Origin of the sequence: Burkholderia catarinensis, assembly GCF_001883705.2 — a bacterium.
GTDB lineage: Bacteria > Pseudomonadota > Gammaproteobacteria > Burkholderiales > Burkholderiaceae > Burkholderia > Burkholderia catarinensis.
In genome coordinates this window covers 217,565-240,874 of the sequence record NZ_MDEQ02000005.1, presented here as the reverse complement: position 1 = coordinate 240,874, position 23,310 = coordinate 217,565, and the positions used below count along the sequence as shown (strand labels likewise).

Sequence of the window (23,310 nt, the reverse complement as noted above, 5' to 3'; positions counted from 1 at the left end):
CGCATGGGGCGTGCGCCGGACGGTCGAGACTCCGAGGGGGCATCATTTTGCGACTCAAACACTTCGCATGGCTGATCGCGGCCGCCGCACCGGCGGGCGCATTCGCGCAGACGAGCGTGACGCTGTACGGCCGTATCGACGGCGGCGTCGAGTACCTGAACCACATCGCGAAGCCGAACGGCGGCAGCGCGTCACGCTGGAGCGCCGAAAGCGGCGACTGGGGCACCAGCATGTTCGGGCTGAAGGGCATCGAGGATTTGGGCGGCGGGCTGTCGACGGTCTTCAACCTCGAAACCGCGTTCCAGGTGATGAACGGCCAGACGGGCGGCGGGCGCATGTGGTCGCGGCGCGCGTACGTCGGGCTGAAGAGCGACACGTGGGGCCAGCTGCAGGCCGGCCGCAACCTGTTCATCGACAGCGACGGCGTGTGGGAATTCGATCCGTTCGTGCAGCAGGCGTTTTCGTCGGCCTCGCTCGTGCGCGGCCGCAACTGGCAGCAGACCAGCAACAACATCGAGTATCACAGCCCGGTGATCGGCGGCTTCGACGTGCAGGCGCAATACGCGTTCGGCAACCAGTCGCGCGGCTTCAACTACGGCGCGGCCGACGATTTCGGCCGCTCGGACGGGATCATGATCTCGTACCACTCGCCGGTGCTCGACGTGCGCGGCATCTATGACGAGCTGCGCGACAACAACGGCAAGTTCAGCAACATCTTCACGGCGTCGCGCGAGTATTTCGTCGGCGCGAACGTGAAGGTGTCGAAGTTCAAGATCCAGGGCGCGTATACGCACTACCAGGCCCCGGACAGCCCGGCCGGTGTCGCCGATCGCGCCGATCACTACTGGCTCGGTGCGACCTACACCGCGACGCCGCAATGGGCCGTGACGGGCGGCGGGTACTACGTGAAGGTCGGCGACGGCGGCGGTGATGCGTCGCACGATCCATCGGGCCACGCGATGATGTACGTGCTCGGCACCACGTACAACCTGTCGAAGCGCACGTTCCTGTACGGCACGGTCGCGTATGTGCGCAACGGCGGCAACTCGAACTTCTCGCTGCTCGCGACGCCGCGCGACGCGACGTCGGGGACGAGCCCGATAACGGGCGAGTCGCAGACGGGCGCGTATGTGGGGATGATGCATACGTTCTGACGGCGCGGTTACGCGACTTGTACGCAACGCACGGGCGGTGGCCGCCCGTGCGTTGTTGCGTTTACGGCGCGTGATCGGTGCCGGTCAGAACACGCAAGCGTCCGTCGTCGTCAGCGTCGCGAACGGCCCGCCAAGCGTCGCATTGTGATGCGCGACGATCCGTTCGGCCGGCAGTGCCGGCGTGTCCATACAGGTGTGCGCGTCGGCCACGAGCACCGCACGAAAGCCGTGATCGGCGGCCGCGCGACATGCCGTGTCGACGCAGTACTGGGTCTTCATTCCGGCGATGATGATCTCGCCGATGCCGGCCTCGCGCAGCCATTCGGCGAGCGGTGTGCCCGCGAAGCAGCTCGACCGGGTTTTGTCGAATACGATGTCGCGTGCCGTATCGATGGCGAGTTCCGGCAATAGCGCGGCCAGCGGCGCATCGGGAGCGATCGGCGAGCCGGCGGGCCCGGTGTGGCGCGCCGCGAATACCGGCGCACCGGCTTCATGCGCGCGATCGATCAGCCGGTTGACGTTCGCGAGCACGCGCTCGCCGTCGTACGGTCGCTCGGGGCCATGAAACAGCCCGACCTGCATGTCGACGACGAGCAGCGCACGTTTGGGGGAAGGGGCTTCGGACATTACGTTTCTCCTGAATGGCCGGCGCGGACGGAGAAACGATGAGACCCCGTCCGGAACCGGCGGGGCCTGCGGGAATCGGTGACGCTACGACTTTGCGCGCACTCGCCGCACGGGCACGCCGAAGGCGGTCGTGCGCGTGGTCGTCGAAAGGGTGGTCGTGGCGAGGTGCATGGAACGATCATGCCCGATGCGCGCGCGTCGCGTCAATCGCGTGCCGCGCATCGGCCGCCGTCAGTCGAGCGCTTTCCCCGCCTTCTCGTCCATACAACGAATCGCAAGCAGCGTCATCACGCCACACCCGATCGCATACCACGCGGGCGCGTTCGGATTGCCGGTTGCCGCGATCAGCCACGTGACGAAGAATTGAGCGAAGCCGCCGAAGATCGCGACGCCGACGCTGTACACGAGCGCGCCGCCGGTCGCGCGCACCGCACGCGGGAACAGCTCGCCGAGCATCGCGCCGGTCGCGCCGATGTTGATCGCGTGCACGATCGACAGCGCGGCGATGATCGACAGCAGCGACGCGGCGCCCGGCCAGCGATTCAGCGCGATGAACGCTGGGTAGATCGCGACCATCAGCACGATGCGGGTCCACCAGACGATCCGGTTGCGCCCGTAGACGTCGGACAGGTGGCCGCCGATCGGCGTCACGAGCATCAGGATCGCGCCGGCGACGCAGCCGGCCGTCATCGACAGCCAGGTCGGCAGGTGCAGCACCTGCACGCCGTAGATCGCCATGTAGAACACGATGATGTAGTGGATCGACGTGCCGCCGATCGTCACGCCGAGGCCTGCGAACACGGCCTTGCCGTGATGGCGCAGCACGTCGGCGAGCGGCAGTGACGCGACCGGCTCGTCATGCCCGGCGGCAGGCGCGGCAGCGGGCACTTCCTCGACGGTACGGCGCAGCCAGTAGCCGATCGGCACGAACAGTGTGCCGATGATGAACGGCACGCGCCAGCCCCAGCTTTCGAGCTGCGCGGCAGTCAGCATCGACGTCAGCGCGACGCCGGTGAGCGCGCCCGCGAGCGCGGCGAGCCCCTGGCTCGAGAACTGGAACGATGCGTAGAAGCCGCGACGATGCTGCGGCGCCTGTTCGAGCAGCAGCGTCGTCGACGCGCCGACTTCACCGCCCGACGCGAACCCTTGCAGCAGGCGCGCGAGCACGAGCAGCAGCGGTGCGGCGAGGCCGATCTGCGCGAAGGTCGGCGCGACCGCGATCATCGCGGTGCCGAGCGCCATCAGCAGCAGCGTGAGGATCATCGCCTTCTTGCGGCCGGCGCGGTCGGCGTACATGCCGATCACGAGCCCGCCGAGCGGACGCGTGACGAAGCCGACGCCGAAGCTCGCGACCGCGAGCATCAACTGCCCGAACGGCGAATGCACGGGAAAGAACAGCTTGCCGATCAGGATCGCGAAGAAGCTGTAGACCGTGAAGTCGTAGAACTCGAGCGCGTTGCCGACGGCGGCGGCCGCGATCAGCCGGCGTTTCTTCGCGGCGGCGCGTGCATCGGCCGGCGAGCCGGCGAACGAAAGGGCGGACGTTTCCATGGGGTTCCCCCGGTGAGCGCGAAACTGCGTGATGAAGGGCCGTCAGGCCGCGAGCCAGGCTTCGGCGACGCGAACCCAGTAGCTCGCGCCGATCGCGAGGATGTCGTCGTTGAAGTCGTAGCCGGGGTTGTGCACCATGCAGCCGCCCTTGCTGCCGATCCCGTTGCCGATGAACGCATAGCAGCCGGGGCGCGCCTCGAGCATGAACGCGAAATCCTCGCTGCCCATCAGCGGCGCGGCTTCGGTTTCGACGCGCTCGGCGCCGAGCATCCGGCGCGCGATGTCGGCCGCGAACGCGGTCGGCTCCGCGTGATTGACGAGCACCGGGTAGCCGTAGTCGTAGTCGACTTCCGCCGTGACGCCGAAGCTCTCCGCCTGGCCTTTCACGAGCGCTTCGATACGGCGCGCGAGCAGCGCGCGCACGTCGGCGTTCAGCGCGCGCACCGACAGCTTCATCACGACGGTTTCCGGAATGATGTTGAAGGTTTCGCCGGCCTGCACGCTGCCGACCGTGATCACGGCCGCATGCTGCGCATCGACCTCGCGTGCGACGATCGTCTGCAGCGCGACCATGATGCTGCCCGCGGCCGACATCGGATCGCGCGCGAAATGTGGCATCGCGCCGTGACCGCCGACGCCGCGCAGCGTGATCGTCACGCGGTCGGCCGATGCCATCGCGGCGCCGGTGCGGAACGCCATGTCGCCGGCCGCTCGGCCCGGCATGTTGTGGATCGCGAAGATCGCGTCGCACGGGAAGCGGTCGAACAGGCCGTCGTCCATCATCGCCTTCGCGCCGCCGAAGTTTTCCTCGGCGGGCTGGAAGATCAGGTTCAGCGTGCCGGAGAACTGGCGCGTCGCCGCGAGGTGGCGCGCCGCGCACAGCAGCATTGCCGTATGGCCGTCGTGGCCGCATGCATGCATCTTGTTCGCATGGCGGCTCGCGTACGGCAGGCCCGTGGCTTCCGCGAGCGGCAGCGCATCCATGTCGGCGCGCAGCCCGACCGTGCGCGTGCCTTGCCCTTCGCGCAGCACGCCGACCACCCCCGTCTTGCCGATGCCGCGATGCACTTCATAGCCCCAGCCGGTGAGCAGTTCGGCGACGAGATCGCTCGTGAGCGTTTCTTCGAACGCGAGTTCGGGGTGAGCGTGGATGCGGCGGCGCACCTCGACCAGCTCGGGGGCGATCGCGGCGATGCCGGGGATGACGGGGTTCACGGCTTGCAGCATGGTGTCTCCTGTGGGGCCGATAGGGCGTTTGACGCGCATATGACGAGCAAGCATATAAATTTCTTTTGCGTACCAGAAGCTGCTAAATTGCTTTGGTGCACACCACCGGTTGCCGCTCGGGAATACCCTGAGCCTGCACGTGTCGCGACGCACAGGGTTTCCACGGATCACGCATTGCCGCCATGAAATACCATCAGTTGAAAGCGTTCGTCACCGTCGCGGAAGAAGGGAGCATTCGCGCGGCCGCACGGCGCCTGAACGTATCGCCGGCGGCGTTGACGAAGGCGGTCAAGGAGCTGGAGATCGCGCTTGGCGTGTCGCTCGTCGTGCGCACCGCGCGCGGTGTTCAGCTCACCGCGTTCGGCCAGCAGTTGCAGGTGCGCGCACGGCTGATCGTCGCCGAAATGCAGCGCGCCCGCGACGACATCGAGCAGGCGCAGGGCGCGATGACGGGCTCCGTCGCGGCGGCGATCACGCCGGCCGCCGCGGTGACGATCCTGCCCGATGCGTTTCGCGCGTTCCGGCGCCGCTTTCCGGTGGCGCGCGTCAACCTGATCGAAGGGTTTCCGGGCGTCGCGCTGCCGCGCCTGCACGACGGCTCGCTCGATTTCGCGGTGGCCGTCGTCGTGCCCGAACTGCTGGCGGCCGAGTTCGATCATGCGGAACTCTATGCGAGCCGTTCGCTGATCGTCGCGCGCAAGGGGCACCCGCTCGCATCGGCCACGTCGCTCGCGGATCTCGTCGAGGCCGACTGGCTGATGAACCCGTCGCCGGAAAGCTCCACGCAGGTGCTGTTCAACTCGTTTGTCGCTTATGGGCTGCCGGTGCCGGCGCGCGTCGTCGAATGCCCGAGCTTCGGGCTCGCGCACAGCCTGATGACCGGCTGCGACCTGATCGCATCGATGCCCGAGCAATTGCTGCAGGGCGAGTGGGCGCGCGACCAGCTCGCGGTGCTGCCGATCCGGGAGCGTCTGCCGGGCGTCTCGGTGCAGGTCATCACGCGCCGCGACAGCCCGCTGACGCCGGCCGCGGTGATGCTGCTCGACTGCCTGCGCGATTCCGCCCGGCGCAAGGGGTTGCGGTGAGCCGCTGCGGGCGGCACGCCGCAATAGTCAGGTAGTCATCCTGATCATTGTGACCCCGACACCCGGCCGGCGGCACGCAGATCGGCGCGGGCCACGGGAGCCGGTATCATAGCGGCCGGCCCGCCGCTCCGGCCGGCCTCCAACAACTTCGCCATCCGGCATCCAGCAATCAGAGGCATCACATGACCAGTGCAACCCAATTCGACAACGTATCGGTCGTCAAGCGCGCGAACGTCTATTTCGACGGCAAGTGCGTGTCGCATACCGTGCTTTTCCCGGACGGCACGCGCAAGACGCTCGGCGTGATCCTGCCGTGCGCGCTCAACTTCGGCACGGACGCGCCCGAATTGATGGAAGTGCAGGCCGGCAAGTGCCGCGTGAAGCTCGACGGCAGCAGCGAATGGCAGACCTACGGCGCCGGCGAGTCGTTCTCGGTGCCGGGCAAGAGCCGCTTCGACATCGAAGTGCTCGAGACGCTCGATTACGTCTGCAGCTACCTGTAAGCGCGGGCGGCAGAAAAAGAAAAACCCCGCCGAAGCGGGGCTTGTAGCAAGCGGATGGCGCAAGGCCATCCGGAGCGCCTGTTCTCGTTACAGGCAGGCGTTGATGTCGCCGGCCGACGACGCATCGCCGCCGCGGAAACCGACCCAGGTCTTCGCGTTTGCGGCGTTGGCCGGGCGCACCACGGCAGCGGCGCCGTTCGGCGGCTGCTGGCCCGGCGCATAAACGGCCATCGCGAGGCCATTCGCCAGTTCATACTGCGACGTCACCTGTTGCTGCGACTTGTCGGCCCAGGTCTTGGCGATGCATTGCGCCACCTGGTCGGCGGGTTTCTGGCTTTGTCCCACGTTCTGCAGGGCAGAATCGGCTGCATGAGCGGAAAATGCCACGGTCAATGCGATGAGCGGTAAGTATTTCGCGTTCACGTTATCTCCCTCGAGTCGTGATTGATTGGGTGGGATGCGCAGCAGTACTGCGTACAAGTGAGATCGCATCGGACACGCACGGTTCCGGCAATTCCGAAACAAGTTGTTAGCGCGCTTGCCAAACAGCGGCTCCGGTGCTTTGTACTTTGCTGCGGCACGGCATGCGTCGTGTGCGGCTCGACGTCATGCGATGCGCGGTCGGCGCGCTGCCCGGTCGTGTGGTGAGGTGACGGCCGCGGCGGCGGCATGTGTCTGCATGCCGTGCCGCGACTCTTTATCTGATCGCGAATTGGAATGGCTGAATAGGGTGGCCCCGTCGCATGGGGACCATGATGACAAACTTTCGTCGGTTGGATTGTCAACCAACTTTAAACGCGGGAAGCGGCGCAATGCGATGCAGCGCGCGAGGTGCGCGAGCCGAGCGCGATCACCCCCATCACGGCTTTCACGATCAGCAGCGTGAGCGCGATCTTCAGCGCGATGTGCAGGTGCAGCAGCGCGATCACGTCGTAGCCGACGCCGAGCGCGCGGGGTTCAAGACAGCCGCCGCTGCCGATCACGATCGCGCCGCGCGCGGGCCACCACATCCAGTGCACGGGCAGCTTCGCAAAGGTAGCGTTCGTTGGCCGAGAAATCGCGTTTGTGTGGGGCGTTCGTCGGAGTGGCGAAAGCCAGGGTCAGTAATCGATCTGGGGAACCTGGAACGCGTCCTTGAGCGACTTCAGCTCCGCGCGATGCATGGCCGCGAGGCGGGCGAGCAGTGTCTCGCCAGCTTGCTCGAGGTGGACCTCGACCTGGCGGCGGTCCGCTTCGCTCGTCTTGCGCTTCACGAGCCCGAGCGCTTCGCAGCGCGTCACCAGCGCGACGACGCCGTGATGCTGCGCCTGCAGGCGTTCCGCGATTTCGCCGATGGTCGCCCATTCGCGATGCGGATAGCCCTTGATGTGCAGCAGCAGCAGGTATTGCAGCGGCGTCACGCCTTCGCTTTGCGCGGCGCGTTCGGAGAAGCGCTCGAAGCGGCGCATCTGGTAGCGGAACTCGGACAGTTGCTGGAAATCGCTTTTCGTCAGTGCGCGTCGGGAATCGCTCATCGAGGTCGGTCGGGCAATTTGTTTCGGTACCGACTAATGTATCACAATATGATATAAATGGCCGAATTATGGCGAAAAAGGCTGCATTCCGGGTGGCGTCGGCCGTTGCGTGACGTAATGTGCCGTTACGCGGCCTCGAGCATCTGCGTCTGCTGATAAAGCCCCGTGACGAGATCCGTCTGCGTAATGATCCCGACGAGCCGGCGCGATGCATCGACGACCGGAATGTGGTGGTGGCCCGAATGCGCAAACAGCGGCACGAGCGCCGTGATCGGCATCGTTTCCGGCACGCACGCGACGTCGCGCGTCATCACGGAGGCGACGCTTGCTGGCTGGCCGCCGAACGATTGCGGCAGCCGCGCGGACAGGCGTTGCCGCAGCGGCGTCGGGCGGCGCCACTGGCGCGTGAGGTCGGCGCGCGTGACGATACCGGTCAGGCGGCCTTCGCCGTCGACGACGGGCAGCGCCTTCACGCGGTGACGGTCGAGCAGCGTGAGCGCGGCCGTCACCGATGTCGATGGGGCGACTTCCATCGCATTCTTCGTCATCAGGTCGGCGCACGTGAGCTGGCCGAACGTGCGCGTATAAGCCTGCATCTCGGTTTCGCGCAGCAGCGTTTCGAGGTCGTCCGGATCGACGTCGAGCCATTCGCCGCGGCGCTTCAGCACCGCGTCGAGGTCGCGGCGCGTGAAGCCGCCGCGCGCCGGCGCGGAGCCGCCAGCCTGCGGTTTCGCGTCGGCGCGCACACCGCCGTGCGGGTAGCGGTGGCCCGTCAGCGCGTGGTACACGAGCGCGGCCGACAGCAGGATCGCCGATTGCAGCGCGATCGGCTCGACCACGAAGCCGAAGCCGAGCGAGTGGATGGCCGGGCCGCCCAGCACGGCCGTGAGCGCGACCGCGCCCGACGGCGGGTGCACGCAGCGCAGCACGAACATGCCGCCGATCGCACACGCGATCGCGACCGCGGCGGCCGTGATCGGATCGGCGATCCAGTGCGCGCACGCGACGCCGACCGTCGCCGCGACGAGATTGCCGCCGATGATCGACCACGGCTGCGCGAGCGGGCTCGCCGGCACCGCGAACAGCAGCACGGCCGACGCCCCCATCGGCGCGACGAGCAGCGGCACGAGGCCCGGCACGCCGGGCAGCAGCCGCATCGTGACGCCGACCGTCGCGATGCCGACGAGCGCGCCCGTGCATGAACGCAGGCGTTCGCGCCAGTCAAGCGACATCGGATGGGGAATGAAGCTGTGCAGCCATTGCCGCAACGTGCGGCGCGATGGAGAGGTGCCTGGCGACATGGACGGTGGTGGGCGGTAAAAATGACAGCGCAGGTGCGCGCGGCGACAAGGGTGGAATTATATCTCGTTGTGATATAAATTGCCGCGCTGCATCAAGCCGTTGGACGCACACGACGTAGATGCCTTGCAAAATCCTTTCGTCGGATGGGAGCTTGCGGGCCGGGCCATAGCGCAAATTTGTCTGCGGCGGCGTACAATTCGGGCCACTGAATTCCCCCGTCATGCCCGAACCACGTACGCGATGCCCGCTCTCCCGCCTTTCCCCCGGCACGGTGATCGATTCGTCGTGGTTCGCGGCCGCGTTCCGTTCCCCACCTGACGCGAGCGCCGCCGACGTCTCCCCACTGACTCTCCCCAAGCCAATTCAATGGACATGCTCGAAAACATGCGCCTGTTCGTGCGCGTTGTCGAAGCCGGCAGTTTTACTGCGGTCGCGAAGGAAATCGACGCGACCACCGCGCAGGTGTCGCGCGCGGTATCGAACCTCGAAGCGCACGTACAGACGCGCCTGCTGCACCGCACGACGCGCCACCTCGGTCTCACCGAAAGCGGCGAGCGTTATTTCGAGCGAGCGAAATCGATCCTCGCGGAACTCGACTATGCGAACGCGGAAGCGCGCAACGCGCTGCTGCGGCCGAGCGGCAAGATGCGCATCCATGCGATGACGGGGCTCGGGCAGAGTCATGTCGTGTCGTCGATCGTCCGCTACCAGGAGGACAACCCCGACGTGTCGGTCGAACTGACGCTCGCGCAGCGGATGCCGAATCTCGTCGAGGAGGGTTACGACGTATCGATCGTGACGGCGTCGCAGCTGCCCGATTCGGGCTATGTCGCACAGACCTGCGGCACGAGCTGCAGCGTGCTCGTCGCGTCGCGCGAATACCTGGCCCGCCATGGCACGCCGCAGACGCCCGGCGAATTGCCGAACCACGTATGCCTGCGCCTCGATACGCCCGCATCGCCGGCCGGCGAATGGCGGCTCGAGCGCAACGATGGCGAGGAGACCGTCTACGCGCTGCAACCGGCGCCGTTCCAGGTCAATGTGCCGGACGCGTTGTGCGTCGCGGTGCGCGCCGGGCGCGGGATCGCGTGCGTCGCGTTGTATACGGTGCTCGACGATATCCGCGAGGGGCGGCTGATCCGCGTGCTGCCCGAGTACCGGCTGCAGACGGTGAGCGTGTATGCCGTCTACGCGACACGCCGCTATCTCGACGCGAAGATCCGCACGTTCCTCGATCACCTGCGCACGACGCTCACGCCCGCGCTGGAGAACGACCTGCACGAACTCGACGGGTTGACGACCGGACGGACGCCGGGCGGCCGCAAGCGCGCCTGAGGGCACGCACGGGTGCGCGCCGGCCGAACCGCGTGCTCCGCACCGATGCTCATGTGCGGCGCGGGCCACGCATCAGGTGCGACCGAGTATGGAAATCGTATCGATATCGGTCTAACATCAAAAGATATTGATTGATTCAAGATTTGAATGATTGAACTGCACCAGCTTCGCTGCTTCGTCGCGGTCGCCGAGGAACTGCATTTCGGTCGCGCGGCCAGGCGGCTCTTCATGACCCAGCCGCCGCTCAGCCGGCAGATCCAGCTGCTCGAGCACGCGCTCGGCATCGCGCTGCTCGAACGCAGCAGCCGGCAGGTCAGCCTGACCGCGGCCGGCGAGCGCTTCCTGCGCGACGCGCGGCACATCCTCGAATTCTCCGCACGGGCCGAGCAGGCCGCGCAGCGTGTCGCGCATGGCGGCGCCGGCCGCATCACGCTCGGCTTCACGGCCGTCAGCGCGTACCGGATGATTCCGGTGCTGCTCGCGCATGCCGCGCATGCGCTGCCGGACGTCGATGTCGAATTGCGCGAGATGGTGTCGACCGTGCAGATCGACGCGCTCGCGTCGCGGATGCTCGACGCGGGTTTCGTGCGCCAGCGCGCCGCGCGCCAGCCGCTCGAATACCGGCTCGTGCAGCGCGAGCCGATGCTCGTCGCGGTCGCGGAAGGCGCGCCGCTCGCCGCGTACGAGCGGATCGGCCCCGACGAGCTCGACCGGCAGCCGTTCATCGCGTATTCGCCGAACGAGGGCAAGTACTTCCACGACATGATCTCGGGGATGTTCGCGGGCGCCGGGCGGCTGCCGAACTACCTGCACTACGTCGGGCAGACGCATACGATCCTCGGCCTCGTGCGCGCGGGGCTTGGCGCGGCGCTCGTGCCGGCGTCGGCGCGCGAACTGCACGTCGACGGCGTGGTGTTCCGGCCGCTGGCGGGTGCGAACGTGGCAGCCGAGCTGTATCTCGCGTGGCGGGCGGACAACGACAATCCGGCGCTGCCGGTGTTCAACGCGATGGTCGAGCGGTTTCTCGCGCAGGAGCAGGGCGGCGCGGCAGCAGCGTGAGACACCCGCACCCTGTCACAAGCTTTCAATCCGGAAGCTCGACACGGGCGATGGCAAGCAATCCTGATCGAGCGCGGCCAGCCGGCGCCACGCGGCTTCTTACTGTAATGAAAGCTGCATCGGGGCCGGCGTTTCAACGGCGGAACAAGACGGTTCGCTGCACTGCGACAACCGCTTGACGCTGCATGCCGGTCGGCGCAGGATACGTCCGTGCATTTGGAGCGGGACGCGCCGGCCGCGCGGTTCCTGCACCCGCGATACGCAAAAGAACAACGATGAGCCTTTACGCACTCGTACCGGAACACCGGCCCCGCGTCTGTCGGCCCGCCGGAGCAACGATTCTCCCGACGCCCGTCGCGTCACGTATCCGTCATCCCGTTTCGTACCGTGCATCGGTACACTTCCCCGTCCGCGCGATGGCCGCGACGATGAACGGCGCCGATCCGGCCCGCCACATCGCGCCGCCGCCTGCCGCCCCCGATCACCGCATCCTGAACGGCGCCTACACCGGCGTCTCGTGACGCCCGTCGCGCCCGTCCTTGTATTGCGCCGCCGGCTTTCCTGACTGCCCGGCGGCACCGGAGTCCGAAGCATTTCGATTGAGCTTGAAAAAGGCAAACGCAAGCAGTTCGGTTCGAGGTTCAAGGAGAAAAACTCATGTCGCAGCTTTCGAATGAAGCAAACGGCAGTTCGGGGAGTGGCAAGGTCAAGCTGATCAAGTGGGCGATCATCATCGCCGGTGTCGCAATCGCGGCACCGGCCGCGCTGTTCATCCTGAAGGGGATGATCGCGCTGGTCACGGCGGGCGTGATCGGTCTCGGCGCGATCTATTTCGCGCCGGTCGTCGCGATGAAGTTCGCGAACCAGAAGGTGAGGATGATCGTCGAGGAGGCGCAGTCGAATCCGATCGAGACGCTGATCAACCAGCTCGCGGAAAAGCGCCAGGCAGCACAGAAATTTGCGGACAGCATCACCGCGTTCCGCACCGAGGTGAAGAACTTCGAGAACAAGACGGAACTGTTCGAGAAGCAGTATCCGGACGACGCGCCGCGCTTCCGGTCGCAGCTCGACACGATGAAGCAGCTCCTCGCGTTTCGCGAAGGCCGCTACAAGCAGGTACAGGCCGAGCTGAAGAATTTCGCGTCGGCGATCGATCGCGCGAAGGCGATGTGGGACATGTCGCAGGCGGCGCAGCAGATGAACAAGCTCGCAGGCCGGCAGGCGTCCGACACGTTCGAACAGATCAAGACCGACGTGGCCGTCGATTCGGTGATGCGCTCGGTCAACAAGGCATTCTCCGAAATGGAGACGTCGCTGATGGATAACCCCGAGGTCAAGCAGGCACAGCAGCAGGCGGTGATGAACGGCAGCCACGCGCCCGGGCCCGATGCGGCGAACCCTGCGCAGTTGCCGTCGAAACAACAATAACTTCCTGCAGGCACGCAACCATGAAAAAACTTCTTGGCGCAGTCGCGTTTCTGGTAGTGCTCGTCGGCGTATGGATCGTGCATCAGGGCGGCCTGTCGACGCTGATTCCCGCGCATGACGCGGCCCCGGGCGCGACGTCCGCGCAGACAGGTGACAGCGGCCAGCCGGCCACGCAGCCGCCGCCTTCCGCCAACGTGTTGCCGGCCGGCTTCACGCCGCAGGCCAGCACGCTGAAATCGATTGCCGAAAACGGCATCGTGCGGATCTCGGTGCAGAACCCGAGCGAGCCGTTCTTCGGCGAGAGCAAGGGCGCGCCGCACGGCTTCAACGTCGAATTCGCGCGGCTGCTGTTCGCGGACCCGTCGTTCTCGCACGGCGGCAAGCCGGTCGTCGTCGATACGCGTCACGAGGTCGACACGTACCCGGGCGTGCCGAAGCAACTGCTCGACACGGACGCGAAGGGGAACCACGTCGTCGACGTGGCGATGGACGGGCTGACATTCGCGGACAACACGCCGGCGGGCGTCGTCTATTCGGTGCCGTATGTCGACGATTTCGGCTATTCGCTGATCGTGCGGCAAGGCTCGGCGATCCGCTCGACCGACGATCTCGCGGGCAAGACGGTCGGCATCCTGAAGGGCGACCCCGACGTGCGCGCATTCGTCACGCGCCAGTACCCGAACGTGCGGTTCGTCGAGGTCGACGATTCCGATCCGGCGTTCATCGCGAAGAGCATCGACGGCCATACGGTCGACGCGTTCATCTACGACTATCCGTTCGCGGTCAGCTCGATCAAGGACACCGACCTGAAGTTCGCGGTGACCAAGCTCGACGGCTCGAACATCGCGTACAAGATCGGCGTGCGCGCCGACGACCAGGACCTGCTGATCTACCTGAATGCCGCGATCGCGAAGCTCAAGCAGTCGCCGCAGTATCTGGACCTGCTGCGCAAGTACTTCGTCAGCGACCAGGCGGTGACGACCGCGGCCGCGTCGGGCGAACACACGTACGTGGTGAAGGCGGGCGACACGCTGAACATGATCGCGGCGAGCAAGCTCGGCAGCGGCCAGCGTTTTCGCGAGATCCAGCGCCGCAACAACCTCGCCAACCCGAACCTGATCCTGGCGGGCCAGCATCTCGTGATTCCGGTCCGGTAGCGGCGGCTTGAAATGAAGGGGGGTGAAAGACGGCGCGCGGCCCGGCGGAGATGATCCGCCGGGCCGCGCGCAGGTTGGCGTCAGTGGGTGATCGACAGGAACAGGTACGCGGCGAACAGCGACAGATGCACGACACCGTGCAGCACCGTCGTGCGCCCCTGGCTGAGCGTGAGCGTGCTGACCAGCAGCGTCAGCGCCAGCAGTACCGTTTCCATTGCGCCGATGCCGAGCGTGAGCGGCTGGCCGACCCAGATGAACACGGCCGCAACCGTCGGGATCGTGAGCCCGATGCTCGCGAGCGCCGAACCGAGCGCGAGGTTCATGCTGGTCTGCAGGCGGTTTGCGCGCGCGGCGGTGACGGCCGCGAGCCCTTCCGGCAGCAGCACGAGCGCGGCGATCACGATGCCGACCGCGGCTTCGGGCGCGCCGAGCTTCAGCACCGCATGCTCGACGGCCGGCGACAGCAGCTTCGCGAGCAGCACGACCGCGACGAGGCTCACGAACAGCAGCACCAGGCTGATCAGCGCGGTGCGGCTACTCGGCGGCGCCGCGTGTACCGATTCGTTCGCGCTGTCGTGCTCGGTGAGGAAGTAGTCGCGGTGGCGCACGGTCTGCACGAATACGAATGCGCCGTACAGCACGAGCGACGACACGCCGGCAAACGCGAGCTGCGATTTCGAAAAGAACGGGCCCGGCGCGGCGCTCAGGTAGTTCGGCATCACGAGCGACAGCACCGACAGCGACGCGAGTACCGCGAGCGCCTTGCTTGCGCCGCGCCCCTGGAAGTCCTGCTCGCCGTGCTTCCACGCGCCGACCAGCAGGCAGATGCCCACGATGCCGTTGCAGATGATCATCACGGCGGCGAACACGGTGTCGCGCGCGAGGCCCGATTTCTCGGGGCCCGCGCCGAGCATGACCGACACGATCAGCGCGACTTCGATGACGGTCACGGCGACCGCGAGCACGAGCGTGCCGAACGGTTCGCCGACGCGGTGCGCGACGACTTCCGCATGGTGGACGGCGGCGAACACGGCGCCGGCGAGCGCGGCGGCGAGCACCGCGATGACGAGGCCTTCGGCCGGCACGACGCGCGACAGCGCGAGTACCAGCCATGCGGCAAGCGGGGCCCAGAGGGTCCAGCGCGGGAGCTGGTTGGACGAGAGCGGCATGGAGGGTTTCCTTATGCGAGTGGCGGCGCGCGACGCGCCGTCACGGGGTGACGAAGCCCGGCCGTACGATCCGCCGAACGAGAACGATGAAACCGAAAGGTGGCAGCGCGCAACGGCGCTGCCTGGCGTTCGCCGCCGTGAGGCGGCGAGGGGCGCGGGCGGGCCGGAGCCCGTCGCTGGGTGAAACGGTTCGATGCGGCCGGCCGCCGATGGCGGGACGAACGGTCGTGACGCCGTGCCGGCCGGCGGCTCGGTTCTGACCCCGAAAGAGTGGCGGACGATGGACAGCGGTGGCGGCGTGACACGCGGTTTCCCCCCGGAATCCGACAGTTTGTCGAATTTTATCAGGCGTTTGGGGGCCGCTATCTCATATTCGAACCCTTTCATTGACCTTTCGGTTTACAAAAAGTGCCCTAATCCGTCATTTTTTTGTCTTTGCAGTTCCCGTAACGGTCTCTTGCACGACAAATTCGGGCTCGCCCTGACATAAATCTACCGACCGGTCGGTTTATAATCGCTCGCACTTCCACTTCATGACGGATCGCAAGCGATGGCTGTTTCCTCTGCACATTCGGTGAACTCGGGCGCGCTGGCGCCGTCGGCCGTCGTCGGCGTGATCGGCGCCGGCGCGATGGGCGCGGGCATTGCGCAGGTTGCGGCGGCGGCCGGCCACACGGTGCTGCTGTACGACCTGAACGAAGCGGCCTGCGACAAGGCGCTGGCCGGCATTCGCGCGCAGTTCGCGCGGCTCGCGGAGAAAGGCCGGCTCGAACCGGCCCAGGCCGACGCGGCCGGCGGCAGGATCCGCGCGGTGCGCGCGCTGGCCGACTTCGCGGGCGCCGCGCTGATCGTCGAGGCGGCGGCGGAGCGGCTCGACGTGAAGCGCGAGATCTTCGCGACCCTCGAGCGCCATGTCGACGACGCGTGCCTGCTGTCGACCAACACGTCGTCGATCTCGATCACGTCGATCGCGGCCGGGCTGCGCGTGCCGCAGCGCGTCGCCGGCCTGCATTTCTTCAACCCGGCGCCGCTGATGGCGCTCGTCGAAGTGGTCAGCGGGCTCGCGACCGCACCCGATGTCGCGCAGGTGCTCCATGCGACCGCCGCCGCGTGGGGCAAGCAACCCGTGATGGCGAAATCGACGCCGGGCTTCATCGTGAACCGCGTCGCGCGGCCGTATTACGCGGAGGCGCTGCGCGTGCTGAACGAGCAGGGCGGCGCGCCGGCCTCGATCGACGCGGTGATGCGCGAGGCCGGCGGCTTCCGCATGGGGCCGTTCGAGCTGATGGACCTGATCGGCCACGACGTGAACTTCGCGGTGACCGAATCGGTGTTCCGCGCGACCTTCAACGATCCGCGCTACACGCCGTCGCTGATCCAGCAGGAACTCGTGAACGCGGGCTTTCTCGGGCGCAAGTCGGGGCGCGGCTTCTATTCGTATGCGCACGGCGCGACGCCGCCCGCGCCCGATCTCGAACCGGCGCGCGACGCGCCGGCCGACGTCGTGTTGCATGCGCAGGACGGCCCGGCCGCCGCGCTGCACGCGCGCTTCGTCGAGCGCATCGCGGGTGCCCGGCAGGCCGGCGCGCACCCGGACGACCTGCTCGCGATGGCCGGCCGTGCATCGATCGCGCTGACCGACGGCCGAACGGCAACCGCGCGCGCCGCGCAAACGGGCGTGGCCGATCTCGTGCTGGTCGATCTTGCGCGCGATTACGCGCAGGCCGGGCTCGTCGCGCTGACGCGCGCGCTCCAGTGCAGCGATGCGGCCTACGCGGATGCGGTCGGCTTGTTCCAGCAGGCGGGCTTTCGCGTCGTCGGCGTCGCGGACGTGCCGGGGATGGTCGCGATGCGCACCGTGGCGATGCTCGCGAACGAGGCGGCCGACACGGTGAACCAGGGCGTGTGTTCGCCCGCCGATCTCGATCTCGCGATGGAGAAGGGCGTGAATTACCCGTGCGGCCCGCTCGCGTGGGCCGATGCGATCGGCATCGGCCGCGTGCATCGCGTGCTGTCGAACCTGGCGGCGAGCTACGGCGAGGACCGCTATCGCGTGTCGCCGCGCATCGCCGCGCTGCATGCGGCCGGCCGCACGTTCCGGTCGTAGCCGCCGGCCCCGTTACCCCGATCACGATAACGACATCACTCCATTGGAGGAGCACCCCGATGACTCACCCGACGCATCCCGCCGCCGCCCTCGAGCCGATCGAGACCGCCAGCCGCGACGAACTGCAGGCGCTGCAGCTCGAACGCCTCAAGTGGTCGCTGCGCCACGCGTACGACAACGTCCCGCACTATCGGCGCACGTTCGATGCGGCGGGCGTGCATCCGGACGACCTGAAATCGCTCTCCGATCTCGCGAAATTCCCGTTCTCGACGAAGAACGACCTGCGCGACAACTATCCGTTCGGGCTGTTCGCGGTGCCGCGCGAGCAGGTCGTGCGCGTGCACGCGTCGAGCGGCACGACCGGCAAGCCGACCGTGGTCGGCTACACCGCGCGCGACATCGACACGTGGGCGAACGTGACCGCACGCTCGATCCGCGCGGCCGGCGGCCGCCCGGGCGACACGCTGCACAACGCGTTCGGCTACGGGCTGTTCACGGGCGGCCTCGGGATTCATTACGGCGCGGAACGGCTCGGCTGCATGGTCGTGCCGATGTCGGGCGGGCAGACCGAGAAGCAGGTGCAGCTGATCCGCGATTTCGAGCCGAAGATCATCCTGGTCACGCCGTCGTACATGCTGAACCTGATCGACGAGATGGTGCGGCAGGGGATGGACCCGGCCGAGTCGTCGCTGAAGATCGGCATCTTCGGCGCCGAGCCGTGGACGCAGGCGTTGCGTGAGGAAGTGGAGACGCGCGTGGGCATCGACGCGCTCGACATCTACGGGCTGTCGGAAGTGATGGGCCCGGGTGTCGCGTGCGAATGCGTCGAGACGAAGGACGGCCCGGTGATCTGGGAAGACCAATTCTATCCGGAGATCATCGATCCCGTCACGGGCGAGGTGCTGCCCGACGGCAGCCCGGGCGAGCTCGTGTTCACGTCGCTGACGAAGGAAGCGATGCCGGTGATCCGCTACCGCACGCGCGACCTCACCGCGCTGCTGCCGCCGACCGCGCGCGCGATGCGCCGTCTCGCGAAAATCACGGGCCGCTCCGACGACATGCTGATCGTGCGCGGCGTGAACGTGTTCCCGAGCCAGATCGAGGAGATCGTCGTCGCGCTGCCGCTGCTGTCGGGCCAGTTCCAGATCACGCTGTCGCGCGACGGTCACATGGACCGGCTCGACCTCGCGGTCGAGTTGCGTTCCGAGGCTGCCGCGTCGGTCACCGACAGCGATCGCGCGGCACTCGCGCGCGAGCTGCAGCACCGGATCAAGACGATGGTCGGCGTGTCGTCCGGCGTGACGGTGCTGGCGGCCGGCGGCATTCCCGCGACCGCGACCGGCAAGGCGCGGCGCGTGATCGACCGCCGCCAGGCCGCCTGATTTCGATATTTGCCGTTCTACCCGAGGAAACCTGTTCGATGGATGGATTGAAGACCCTGGCCGTCACGGTCGATGCGCGCGGCATCGCGACCGTCGCGCTGCAGCGCGGCGACGTGCTGAACGCGTTCGACGAGACGATGATCGCCGAGCTGACCGACGCATTCACGGCGCTCGGCCAGCGCGATGACGTTCGCGCGATCGTGCTGCGCTCGGAAGGCCGCGCGTTCTGCGCGGGCGCCGACCTGCAGTGGATGCAGCGTGCGAGCGCGAACGACGCGGCCGCGAACCTGCGCGACGCCGAGCGGTTCGCCGCGATGATGCGCGCGATCCGGCAGTGCCCGAAACCGACGGTCGCGCGCGTGCAGGGCCACGCGTTCGGCGGCGGCGTCGGCCTGTGCGCGGCCTGCGACATCGTGATCGCGAGCGATCACGCGCGCTTTTCGGTCAGTGAGGCGCGTTTCGGGATCCTGCCGGCCGTGATCGGCCCGTATCTGGTCGAGGCGGTCGGCCAGCGCCAGGCACGCCGGCTCGCGCTGACCGCGACGCAGCTCGCGGCCGCCGAAGCCGTCGCGATCGGCCTGGTCCACCAGGCCGTGCCGCTCGACGCGCTCGACGAAACGCTCGACAAGACGCTCGCCGAACTGGGCCGCAACGGCCCGAATGCGCTGATGGAGATCAAGCGCTTTTTCGACGCGATCGGCGAGTATCCGCCGTCGGGCGAGCGCGCGGCGTTCACCGCGCAGACGATCTCCCGCGTGCGGGCGACGCCGGAGGCGAAGGAGGGCTTCGCGGCATTCTTCGCGAAGCGGCCGCCGGCCTGGGAGGCCGGCGCCGAGTAAGGCCGAACGGCGACGATCGACGGCAAAACGGGCCCGGCCGCATTTTGCGTCTCGGGCGCGGGCGCTTGCTCTACAATGCGTGACCTCCGGCGCGCTGCCGGCCCAGCCCCGACCGATGCTTCACACGATGATCGTCAACCGCCTTGTCTCCGAGATCCTGTTCGGCTTTACCGGCCTGATCGGCATCATCAATCCGATCGGCATCGCGTTCCTGTTTCTCGAACGGACCGAGGCGCTTACCGAGCACGAACGGGATCTGCTCGCGAGGAAGGTCGCGTTCAACGCGTTCGTCGTGCTGATGGTCGCGTTCTTCGCCGGCACGCCCGTGCTGCATTTCTTCGGGATCTCGATGGAAGCGCTGCGGATCGGCGGCGGCTTCGCGGTTGCCGTGGCCGGCTGGCAGATGCTGAACGAACCCGACGGGCCGGGCGGCGGCGACACGCCGGTCAAGCCGATCGACGCGAACGCGATCATGACGCGCGCGTTCTTCCCGTTGACGATGCCGCTGACGGTCGGTCCCGGCTCGATCGCGACCGCGATCGCGCTGAACGCGAACCGCACGCACAAGTTGTCGGAGTTCATGCTGTCGAGCATCGTGTCGATCGCCGTCTCGGTGCTGGTCGCGGTCGTGATCTGGCAGGTCTACAGCCGCTCCGCGCTGCTCGCGCGCTACCTCGGCAGCGAAGGGACCAAGGTCGCGAAGCGCGTGTCGGCGTTCCTGCTGCTGTGTATCGGCGTGCAGATCATGCTGACCGGTTTCTCCGCGTTCCTGCAGCCGCTCGCCGACCAGGCCAAGTAACCGGTTCGTCCTCGTTCGTTCTCGTTCGTCCTTTCCGCAGCCTGCACGCGAGCGCGTGCCATACGCGTTTGCGCCGTGCGGGATAACATGCGACGTCCGGCGGATGCGCGACGCGCATCCGGCCGCAATCCCAACTTGAGTGGCGAGGCGTGCGATGGAATACGTGAAATTCGGGTCGACCGGGCTGGAAGTGTCGAAGCTGGTGCTGGGTTGCATGACGTTCGGCGAGCCGTCGCGCGGCACGCACCCGTGGACGCTGCCGGAAGCGGAGAGCCGCCCGATCATCCAGCGGGCGGTCGAAGCCGGCATCAACTTCTTCGATACCGCGAACATGTATTCGGACGGCACGTCGGAGGAGATCGTCGGCCGCGCGCTGCGCGATTTCACGCAGCGCGACGACGTCGTGATCGCGACCAAGGTGTTCTACCGGATGCGGCCGGGGCCGAACGGCGCGGGCCTGTCGCGCAAGGCGATCATGACCGACATCGACCAGAGCCTGACGCGGCTCGGCACCGACTACGTCGACCTCTACCAGATTCACCGCTGGGATGACGGCACGCCGATCGAGGAGACGCTCGAGGCGCTGCACGACGTCGTGAAGGCCGGCAAGGCGCGCTATATCGGCGCATCGTCGATGTTCGCGTGGCAGTTCGCGAAGGCGCTGCACACGTCGAAGCAGAACGGCTGGACCCGCTTCGTCAGCATGCAGAACCACCTGAACCTGCTGTATCGGGAAGAAGAGCGGGAGATGCTGCCGCTGTGCGAGGACGAGGGCATCGCGGTGATTCCGTGGAGCCCGCTCGCACGCGGCCGCCTGACGCGCGGCTGGGACGAATCGTCGGAACGGCAGCAGAAGGACGACGTCGGCCAGCGGCTGTACGACGCGACGGCCGATGCGGACAAGGCGGTCGTCGAGGCCGTCGCGGCGATCGCCGCCGCGCGCAACGTGCCGCGCGCGCAGGTCGCGCTCGCGTGGGTCGCGCAAAAGCGCGGCGTCACCGCGCCGATCGTCGGCATCTCGAAGCCGCAACAACTCGACGATGCGCTCGGCGCGCTCCAGTTGAAGCTGACGGACGACGAAATCGCCACGCTCGAAGGCCCGTACGTGCCGCACGCGGTCGCCGGGTTCAACTGAGCGGCATATCGCGGGCGGCACCATGCGCCGCGCTCAGTGCGCGGCGGCGAGCATCGGGTAGGTGAACAGGCCGAAGTGGACGACGTTCAGCCCCGCATGCGCGAGCGCGGATGCGAGCAGCCCGCCGCGTCGGTACGCGAGGCCGTAGCCGATGCCGGCCACCGTGCCGAGCACGATCCACGGCCAGCCGCCGGCCGCGTGCGCGGCGCCGAACAGCACCGCGCCGGTCGCGAGCGCGGCCCACGGTCCCCATGAGTACGCGCGCAGCGCACGCGTCAGCCCGCCTTGCACGTAGCCGCGGAACAGCGCTTCCTCGGCGAGCGTCACGAGCAGCAGGTTGTTCACGAGCCACAGCCAGCCCGACGACGGCCATTTGGGCGCCCAGCCGACCATCCCGAACGCGAGCGCGCCGGCCAGGCACGCGGCAGCCGTCGCGACGGCCGCCGCCACGCCGGTGCGCAGCGCGCGCGACGGCGCGACGTCGGGGGCGACCCACGGCAGCGCCCACAGCAGCCACAGGCCGACGAGCGGCTTGTCGAAATTCAGGTACATCGTGAACGGCACGGCGTCCGGCGTGAAGCGCGTCGGGGCGATCACGCGCGGATTATGGAAGCCGGGAATCAGGTGCAGGCTCAGCGTGATCGCCAGTGCCGCAAAGACGATGTGCGCGGCGATGCGCACCGCGAGCGGGCGCTCGGGCAATACGCCCCAGGCGGCCGCGGCCAGCAGCGCGAGCGGCACCAGCGTGACCGGCGCGATCTGGCCGAACGCCAGTGCGCCCGCATAGCCGAGCGCGGCGAGGCCGATGCTGAGGCCGTGCAGCGGGCGATCCCACGCGAATGCGGCGGCCGCGAACAGGGCGAGCCAGATCGTGGCACACGGAAGGAGCGAAAGGGACATGACGGAAAAGGCGTGCGCGGGACGGGACGCCGCGCATCATACAGCAGCCGCCGTGACACCCCGCCGGGGGCCGGCGGGGAACGGGCGGCAGGCCGGCCGGGCGTCAGCGGCCGGCGGTTTCGGTGATGCCGTCGCGGCCCGGGATGTGGACGCTGTTGCGCACGCGCATCCGCCGCCGGTACCAGAACGTCCACAGCAGCAGGCAGCCGAATACCGTGTAGCCCATGATTGGCGACACGACCAGCACGCGCTCGACCGGCCAGGTGATGACCATCCAGCAGCGCAGCAGCATCTCGAGCGTCATGACGGCGCCCCAGACGAACGTCATCAGCCGCAGCATCTGCCGCAACCCCGGCTGCGTATCCCAGACCGCTTCGAAATGTGCGGCGCCGCCGTCCATCTCGCGGGCCACGGTGGCGCGGGCGAGATAGAAGATCAGCGGGCGTTCGCGGAACAGCGACAGCAGGAACACGACGCCGATCGTGCCCGACGCGAGCGATTCGCGCATCAGCAGCGTGCGCGGGCTGCCGCCAAGCGCCATCCCGATGATCGACAGCGCGATGCCGAGCAGCACGATGGCCGCCACCGCGTCGACGCGGCGCGAGCGGATGAATTCGACGATCGACCAGATGATCGGCGGAATCGCCGACGCGTACAGCGCGCCGGTTTCGCCGAAATACGGATGCGCGGCCCGGTAGGCCACCCACGGCAGCGCCAGGTTGACGAAGAGTTCGAGAATCAGTCCGGCTCGCGGTTTCACGGTGCGCCATTCCACGCAGGTTGGGGCGAACGTGCGAAGGGTGTGGTTGCCCGGGGTTGCCCCGAAAAGGGTTCGGTCCAGTATATCGAAGAATCGTGCGGGGTTGCGGTGTCGTATCCGGCCGGCACGCGCCATCAGGTCCGCTTCGGACGACGGCAGCAGGGAAGGAGAAAAAGGCGCCGGGGGAATCGCGGGCAGACGCGTCGCCCGTGCGCGGGCGACGCTCAGCGGCGGAACAGCGGCAAGCGTACCGCGGCGCGAATGGCCGCCGCAGTCG

The 23,310-nt window shown here is 67.6% G+C and carries 21 protein-coding genes and 1 pseudogene; 12 read left to right on the top strand and 10 right to left on the bottom strand.

Annotated features, from left to right (window positions below; translation table 11 throughout):
* The first annotated feature begins 47 nt into the window (after window positions 1–47).
* Window positions 48–1,154: a porin gene (locus tag BFF94_RS10265; RefSeq protein ID WP_128841374.1), complete on the top strand. Its 1,107-nt coding sequence runs from the start codon at window positions 48–50 to the stop codon at window positions 1,152–1,154.
* 84 nt (window positions 1,155–1,238) lie between these two features.
* On the opposite strand, the gene BFF94_RS10260 is transcribed toward BFF94_RS10265, so the two are convergent.
* The 3 genes from BFF94_RS10260 to BFF94_RS10250 all read right to left on the bottom strand — a co-directional run bounded on the left by BFF94_RS10260 (window position 1,239) and on the right by BFF94_RS10250 (window position 4,559).
* The gene (locus BFF94_RS10260; RefSeq protein WP_128841373.1) at window positions 1,239–1,781 is read right to left on the bottom strand and encodes a cysteine hydrolase family protein; all 543 of its coding nucleotides are present in this window, start codon (window positions 1,779–1,781) and stop codon (window positions 1,239–1,241) included.
* A 231-nt stretch (window positions 1,782–2,012) separates the two neighbouring features.
* On the bottom strand, window positions 2,013–3,332 hold the full coding sequence (locus BFF94_RS10255) for an MFS transporter (RefSeq protein ID WP_128841372.1): 1,320 nt from the start codon (window positions 3,330–3,332) through the stop codon (window positions 2,013–2,015).
* A gap of 42 nt (window positions 3,333–3,374) precedes the next feature.
* The gene (locus tag BFF94_RS10250) at window positions 3,375–4,559 is read right to left on the bottom strand and encodes a M20 aminoacylase family protein (protein WP_128841371.1); all 1,185 of its coding nucleotides are present in this window, start codon (window positions 4,557–4,559) and stop codon (window positions 3,375–3,377) included.
* Window positions 4,560–4,741: 182 nt separating this feature from the next.
* Here BFF94_RS10250 and BFF94_RS10245 point away from each other — a divergent pair, with 182 nt between their 5' ends.
* Together BFF94_RS10245 and ppnP are read left to right on the top strand one after the other, a co-directional pair.
* Window positions 4,742–5,644, top strand: a complete 903-nt coding sequence (locus BFF94_RS10245; RefSeq protein ID WP_128841370.1) for a LysR substrate-binding domain-containing protein — start codon at window positions 4,742–4,744, stop codon at window positions 5,642–5,644.
* 182 nt (window positions 5,645–5,826) lie between these two features.
* Window positions 5,827–6,147, top strand: a complete 321-nt coding sequence (gene ppnP, locus BFF94_RS10240; RefSeq protein WP_006478890.1) for a pyrimidine/purine nucleoside phosphorylase — start codon at window positions 5,827–5,829, stop codon at window positions 6,145–6,147.
* 87 nt (window positions 6,148–6,234) lie between these two features.
* Here the strand turns inward: ppnP and BFF94_RS10235 are convergent, their stop codons facing one another.
* From BFF94_RS10235 to BFF94_RS10220, 4 genes and pseudogenes are all read right to left on the bottom strand, one after another.
* On the bottom strand, window positions 6,235–6,570 hold the full coding sequence (locus BFF94_RS10235) for a hypothetical protein (RefSeq protein ID WP_021162025.1): 336 nt from the start codon (window positions 6,568–6,570) through the stop codon (window positions 6,235–6,237).
* A gap of 404 nt (window positions 6,571–6,974) precedes the next feature.
* Window positions 6,975–7,181: pseudogene (locus BFF94_RS10230) on the bottom strand (chloride channel protein); the annotation flags it as partial.
* 66 nt (window positions 7,182–7,247) lie between these two features.
* Window positions 7,248–7,661, bottom strand: a complete 414-nt coding sequence (locus BFF94_RS10225; protein WP_128841369.1) for a MarR family winged helix-turn-helix transcriptional regulator — start codon at window positions 7,659–7,661, stop codon at window positions 7,248–7,250.
* A 125-nt stretch (window positions 7,662–7,786) separates the two neighbouring features.
* Window positions 7,787–8,962 (bottom strand): HPP family protein, encoded by a 1,176-nt coding sequence (locus BFF94_RS10220; protein ID WP_219139282.1) that lies wholly within the window; start codon window positions 8,960–8,962, stop codon window positions 7,787–7,789.
* Window positions 8,963–9,329: 367 nt separating this feature from the next.
* Here BFF94_RS10220 and BFF94_RS10215 point away from each other — a divergent pair, with 367 nt between their 5' ends.
* The 4 genes from BFF94_RS10215 (at window position 9,330) to BFF94_RS10200 (ending at window position 13,942) form a co-directional block, all read left to right on the top strand.
* Entirely contained in the window at window positions 9,330–10,298 is a 969-nt protein-coding gene (locus BFF94_RS10215; protein WP_128844228.1) for a LysR family transcriptional regulator, read from the top strand.
* A 147-nt stretch (window positions 10,299–10,445) separates the two neighbouring features.
* Entirely contained in the window at window positions 10,446–11,357 is a 912-nt protein-coding gene (locus tag BFF94_RS10210; RefSeq protein ID WP_128844231.1) for a LysR family transcriptional regulator, read from the top strand.
* 657 nt (window positions 11,358–12,014) lie between these two features.
* A complete protein-coding gene (locus tag BFF94_RS10205) occupies window positions 12,015–12,785 on the top strand; it encodes a hypothetical protein (protein ID WP_128844233.1) in 771 nt (256 codons plus the stop codon).
* Between the two features lie 20 nt (window positions 12,786–12,805).
* Window positions 12,806–13,942: a transporter substrate-binding and LysM peptidoglycan-binding domain-containing protein gene (locus BFF94_RS10200; RefSeq protein WP_128844236.1), complete on the top strand. Its 1,137-nt coding sequence runs from the start codon at window positions 12,806–12,808 to the stop codon at window positions 13,940–13,942.
* Window positions 13,943–14,022: 80 nt separating this feature from the next.
* Here BFF94_RS10200 and BFF94_RS10195 read toward each other — a convergent pair whose 3' ends face one another.
* The gene (locus BFF94_RS10195) at window positions 14,023–15,111 is read right to left on the bottom strand and encodes a calcium:cation antiporter (RefSeq protein ID WP_219139281.1); all 1,089 of its coding nucleotides are present in this window, start codon (window positions 15,109–15,111) and stop codon (window positions 14,023–14,025) included.
* Between the two features lie 550 nt (window positions 15,112–15,661).
* On the opposite strand from BFF94_RS10195, the gene BFF94_RS10190 reads away from it, so the two are divergent.
* The 5 genes from BFF94_RS10190 to BFF94_RS10170 all read left to right on the top strand — a co-directional run bounded on the left by BFF94_RS10190 (window position 15,662) and on the right by BFF94_RS10170 (window position 21,373).
* On the top strand, window positions 15,662–17,218 hold the full coding sequence (locus BFF94_RS10190) for a 3-hydroxyacyl-CoA dehydrogenase (RefSeq protein ID WP_219139280.1): 1,557 nt from the start codon (window positions 15,662–15,664) through the stop codon (window positions 17,216–17,218).
* A gap of 59 nt (window positions 17,219–17,277) precedes the next feature.
* Window positions 17,278–18,600, top strand: coding sequence for a phenylacetate--CoA ligase PaaK (gene paaK, locus BFF94_RS10185; RefSeq protein ID WP_128846623.1), 1,323 nt, complete (start codon window positions 17,278–17,280; stop codon window positions 18,598–18,600).
* A gap of 38 nt (window positions 18,601–18,638) precedes the next feature.
* Entirely contained in the window at window positions 18,639–19,439 is an 801-nt protein-coding gene (locus BFF94_RS10180) for an enoyl-CoA hydratase-related protein (RefSeq protein ID WP_219139279.1), read from the top strand.
* A gap of 127 nt (window positions 19,440–19,566) precedes the next feature.
* Window positions 19,567–20,238 carry a MarC family protein gene (locus tag BFF94_RS10175; protein ID WP_128846620.1) on the top strand — a complete coding sequence of 224 codons (672 nt, stop codon included), beginning with the start codon at window positions 19,567–19,569 and terminating at the stop codon, window positions 20,236–20,238.
* Window positions 20,239–20,392: 154 nt separating this feature from the next.
* Window positions 20,393–21,373, top strand: a complete 981-nt coding sequence (locus tag BFF94_RS10170) for an aldo/keto reductase (RefSeq protein WP_128846617.1) — start codon at window positions 20,393–20,395, stop codon at window positions 21,371–21,373.
* 33 nt (window positions 21,374–21,406) lie between these two features.
* On the opposite strand, the gene BFF94_RS10165 is transcribed toward BFF94_RS10170, so the two are convergent.
* On the bottom strand, window positions 21,407–22,273 hold the full coding sequence (locus BFF94_RS10165; RefSeq protein ID WP_219139278.1) for a CPBP family intramembrane glutamic endopeptidase: 867 nt from the start codon (window positions 22,271–22,273) through the stop codon (window positions 21,407–21,409).
* Window positions 22,274–22,376: 103 nt separating this feature from the next.
* Window positions 22,377–23,033, bottom strand: a complete 657-nt coding sequence (locus BFF94_RS10160; RefSeq protein WP_128844828.1) for a VC0807 family protein — start codon at window positions 23,031–23,033, stop codon at window positions 22,377–22,379.
* Window positions 23,034–23,310 lie beyond the last annotated feature (277 nt).

Bases quoted from the DNA above. Each gene is read 5' to 3' on its own strand.
- BFF94_RS10200 (WP_128844236.1), top strand. From the start codon at position 12,806: ATGAAAAAACTTCTTGGCGCAGTCGCGTTTCTGGTAGTGCTCGTCGGC.
- BFF94_RS10215 (WP_128844228.1), top strand. From the start codon at position 9,330: ATGGACATGCTCGAAAACATGCGCCTGTTCGTGCGCGTTGTCGAAGCC.
- BFF94_RS10170 (WP_128846617.1), top strand. From the start codon at position 20,393: ATGGAATACGTGAAATTCGGGTCGACCGGGCTGGAAGTGTCGAAGCTG.
- BFF94_RS10210 (WP_128844231.1), top strand. From the start codon at position 10,446: ATGATTGAACTGCACCAGCTTCGCTGCTTCGTCGCGGTCGCCGAGGAA.
- ppnP (WP_006478890.1), top strand. From the start codon at position 5,827: ATGACCAGTGCAACCCAATTCGACAACGTATCGGTCGTCAAGCGCGCG.
- BFF94_RS10205 (WP_128844233.1), top strand. From the start codon at position 12,015: ATGTCGCAGCTTTCGAATGAAGCAAACGGCAGTTCGGGGAGTGGCAAG.
- BFF94_RS10195 (WP_219139281.1), bottom strand. From the start codon at position 15,111: ATGCCGCTCTCGTCCAACCAGCTCCCGCGCTGGACCCTCTGGGCCCCG.
- BFF94_RS10190 (WP_219139280.1), top strand. From the start codon at position 15,662: ATGGCTGTTTCCTCTGCACATTCGGTGAACTCGGGCGCGCTGGCGCCG.
- BFF94_RS10225 (WP_128841369.1), bottom strand. From the start codon at position 7,661: ATGAGCGATTCCCGACGCGCACTGACGAAAAGCGATTTCCAGCAACTG.
- BFF94_RS10180 (WP_219139279.1), top strand. From the start codon at position 18,639: ATGGATGGATTGAAGACCCTGGCCGTCACGGTCGATGCGCGCGGCATC.
- BFF94_RS10260 (WP_128841373.1), bottom strand. From the start codon at position 1,781: ATGTCCGAAGCCCCTTCCCCCAAACGTGCGCTGCTCGTCGTCGACATG.
- BFF94_RS10165 (WP_219139278.1), bottom strand. From the start codon at position 22,273: ATGTCCCTTTCGCTCCTTCCGTGTGCCACGATCTGGCTCGCCCTGTTC.
- BFF94_RS10220 (WP_219139282.1), bottom strand. From the start codon at position 8,962: ATGTCGCCAGGCACCTCTCCATCGCGCCGCACGTTGCGGCAATGGCTG.
- BFF94_RS10250 (WP_128841371.1), bottom strand. From the start codon at position 4,559: ATGCTGCAAGCCGTGAACCCCGTCATCCCCGGCATCGCCGCGATCGCC.
- BFF94_RS10255 (WP_128841372.1), bottom strand. From the start codon at position 3,332: ATGGAAACGTCCGCCCTTTCGTTCGCCGGCTCGCCGGCCGATGCACGC.
- BFF94_RS10245 (WP_128841370.1), top strand. From the start codon at position 4,742: ATGAAATACCATCAGTTGAAAGCGTTCGTCACCGTCGCGGAAGAAGGG.
- BFF94_RS10175 (WP_128846620.1), top strand. From the start codon at position 19,567: ATGATCGTCAACCGCCTTGTCTCCGAGATCCTGTTCGGCTTTACCGGC.
- paaK (WP_128846623.1), top strand. From the start codon at position 17,278: ATGACTCACCCGACGCATCCCGCCGCCGCCCTCGAGCCGATCGAGACC.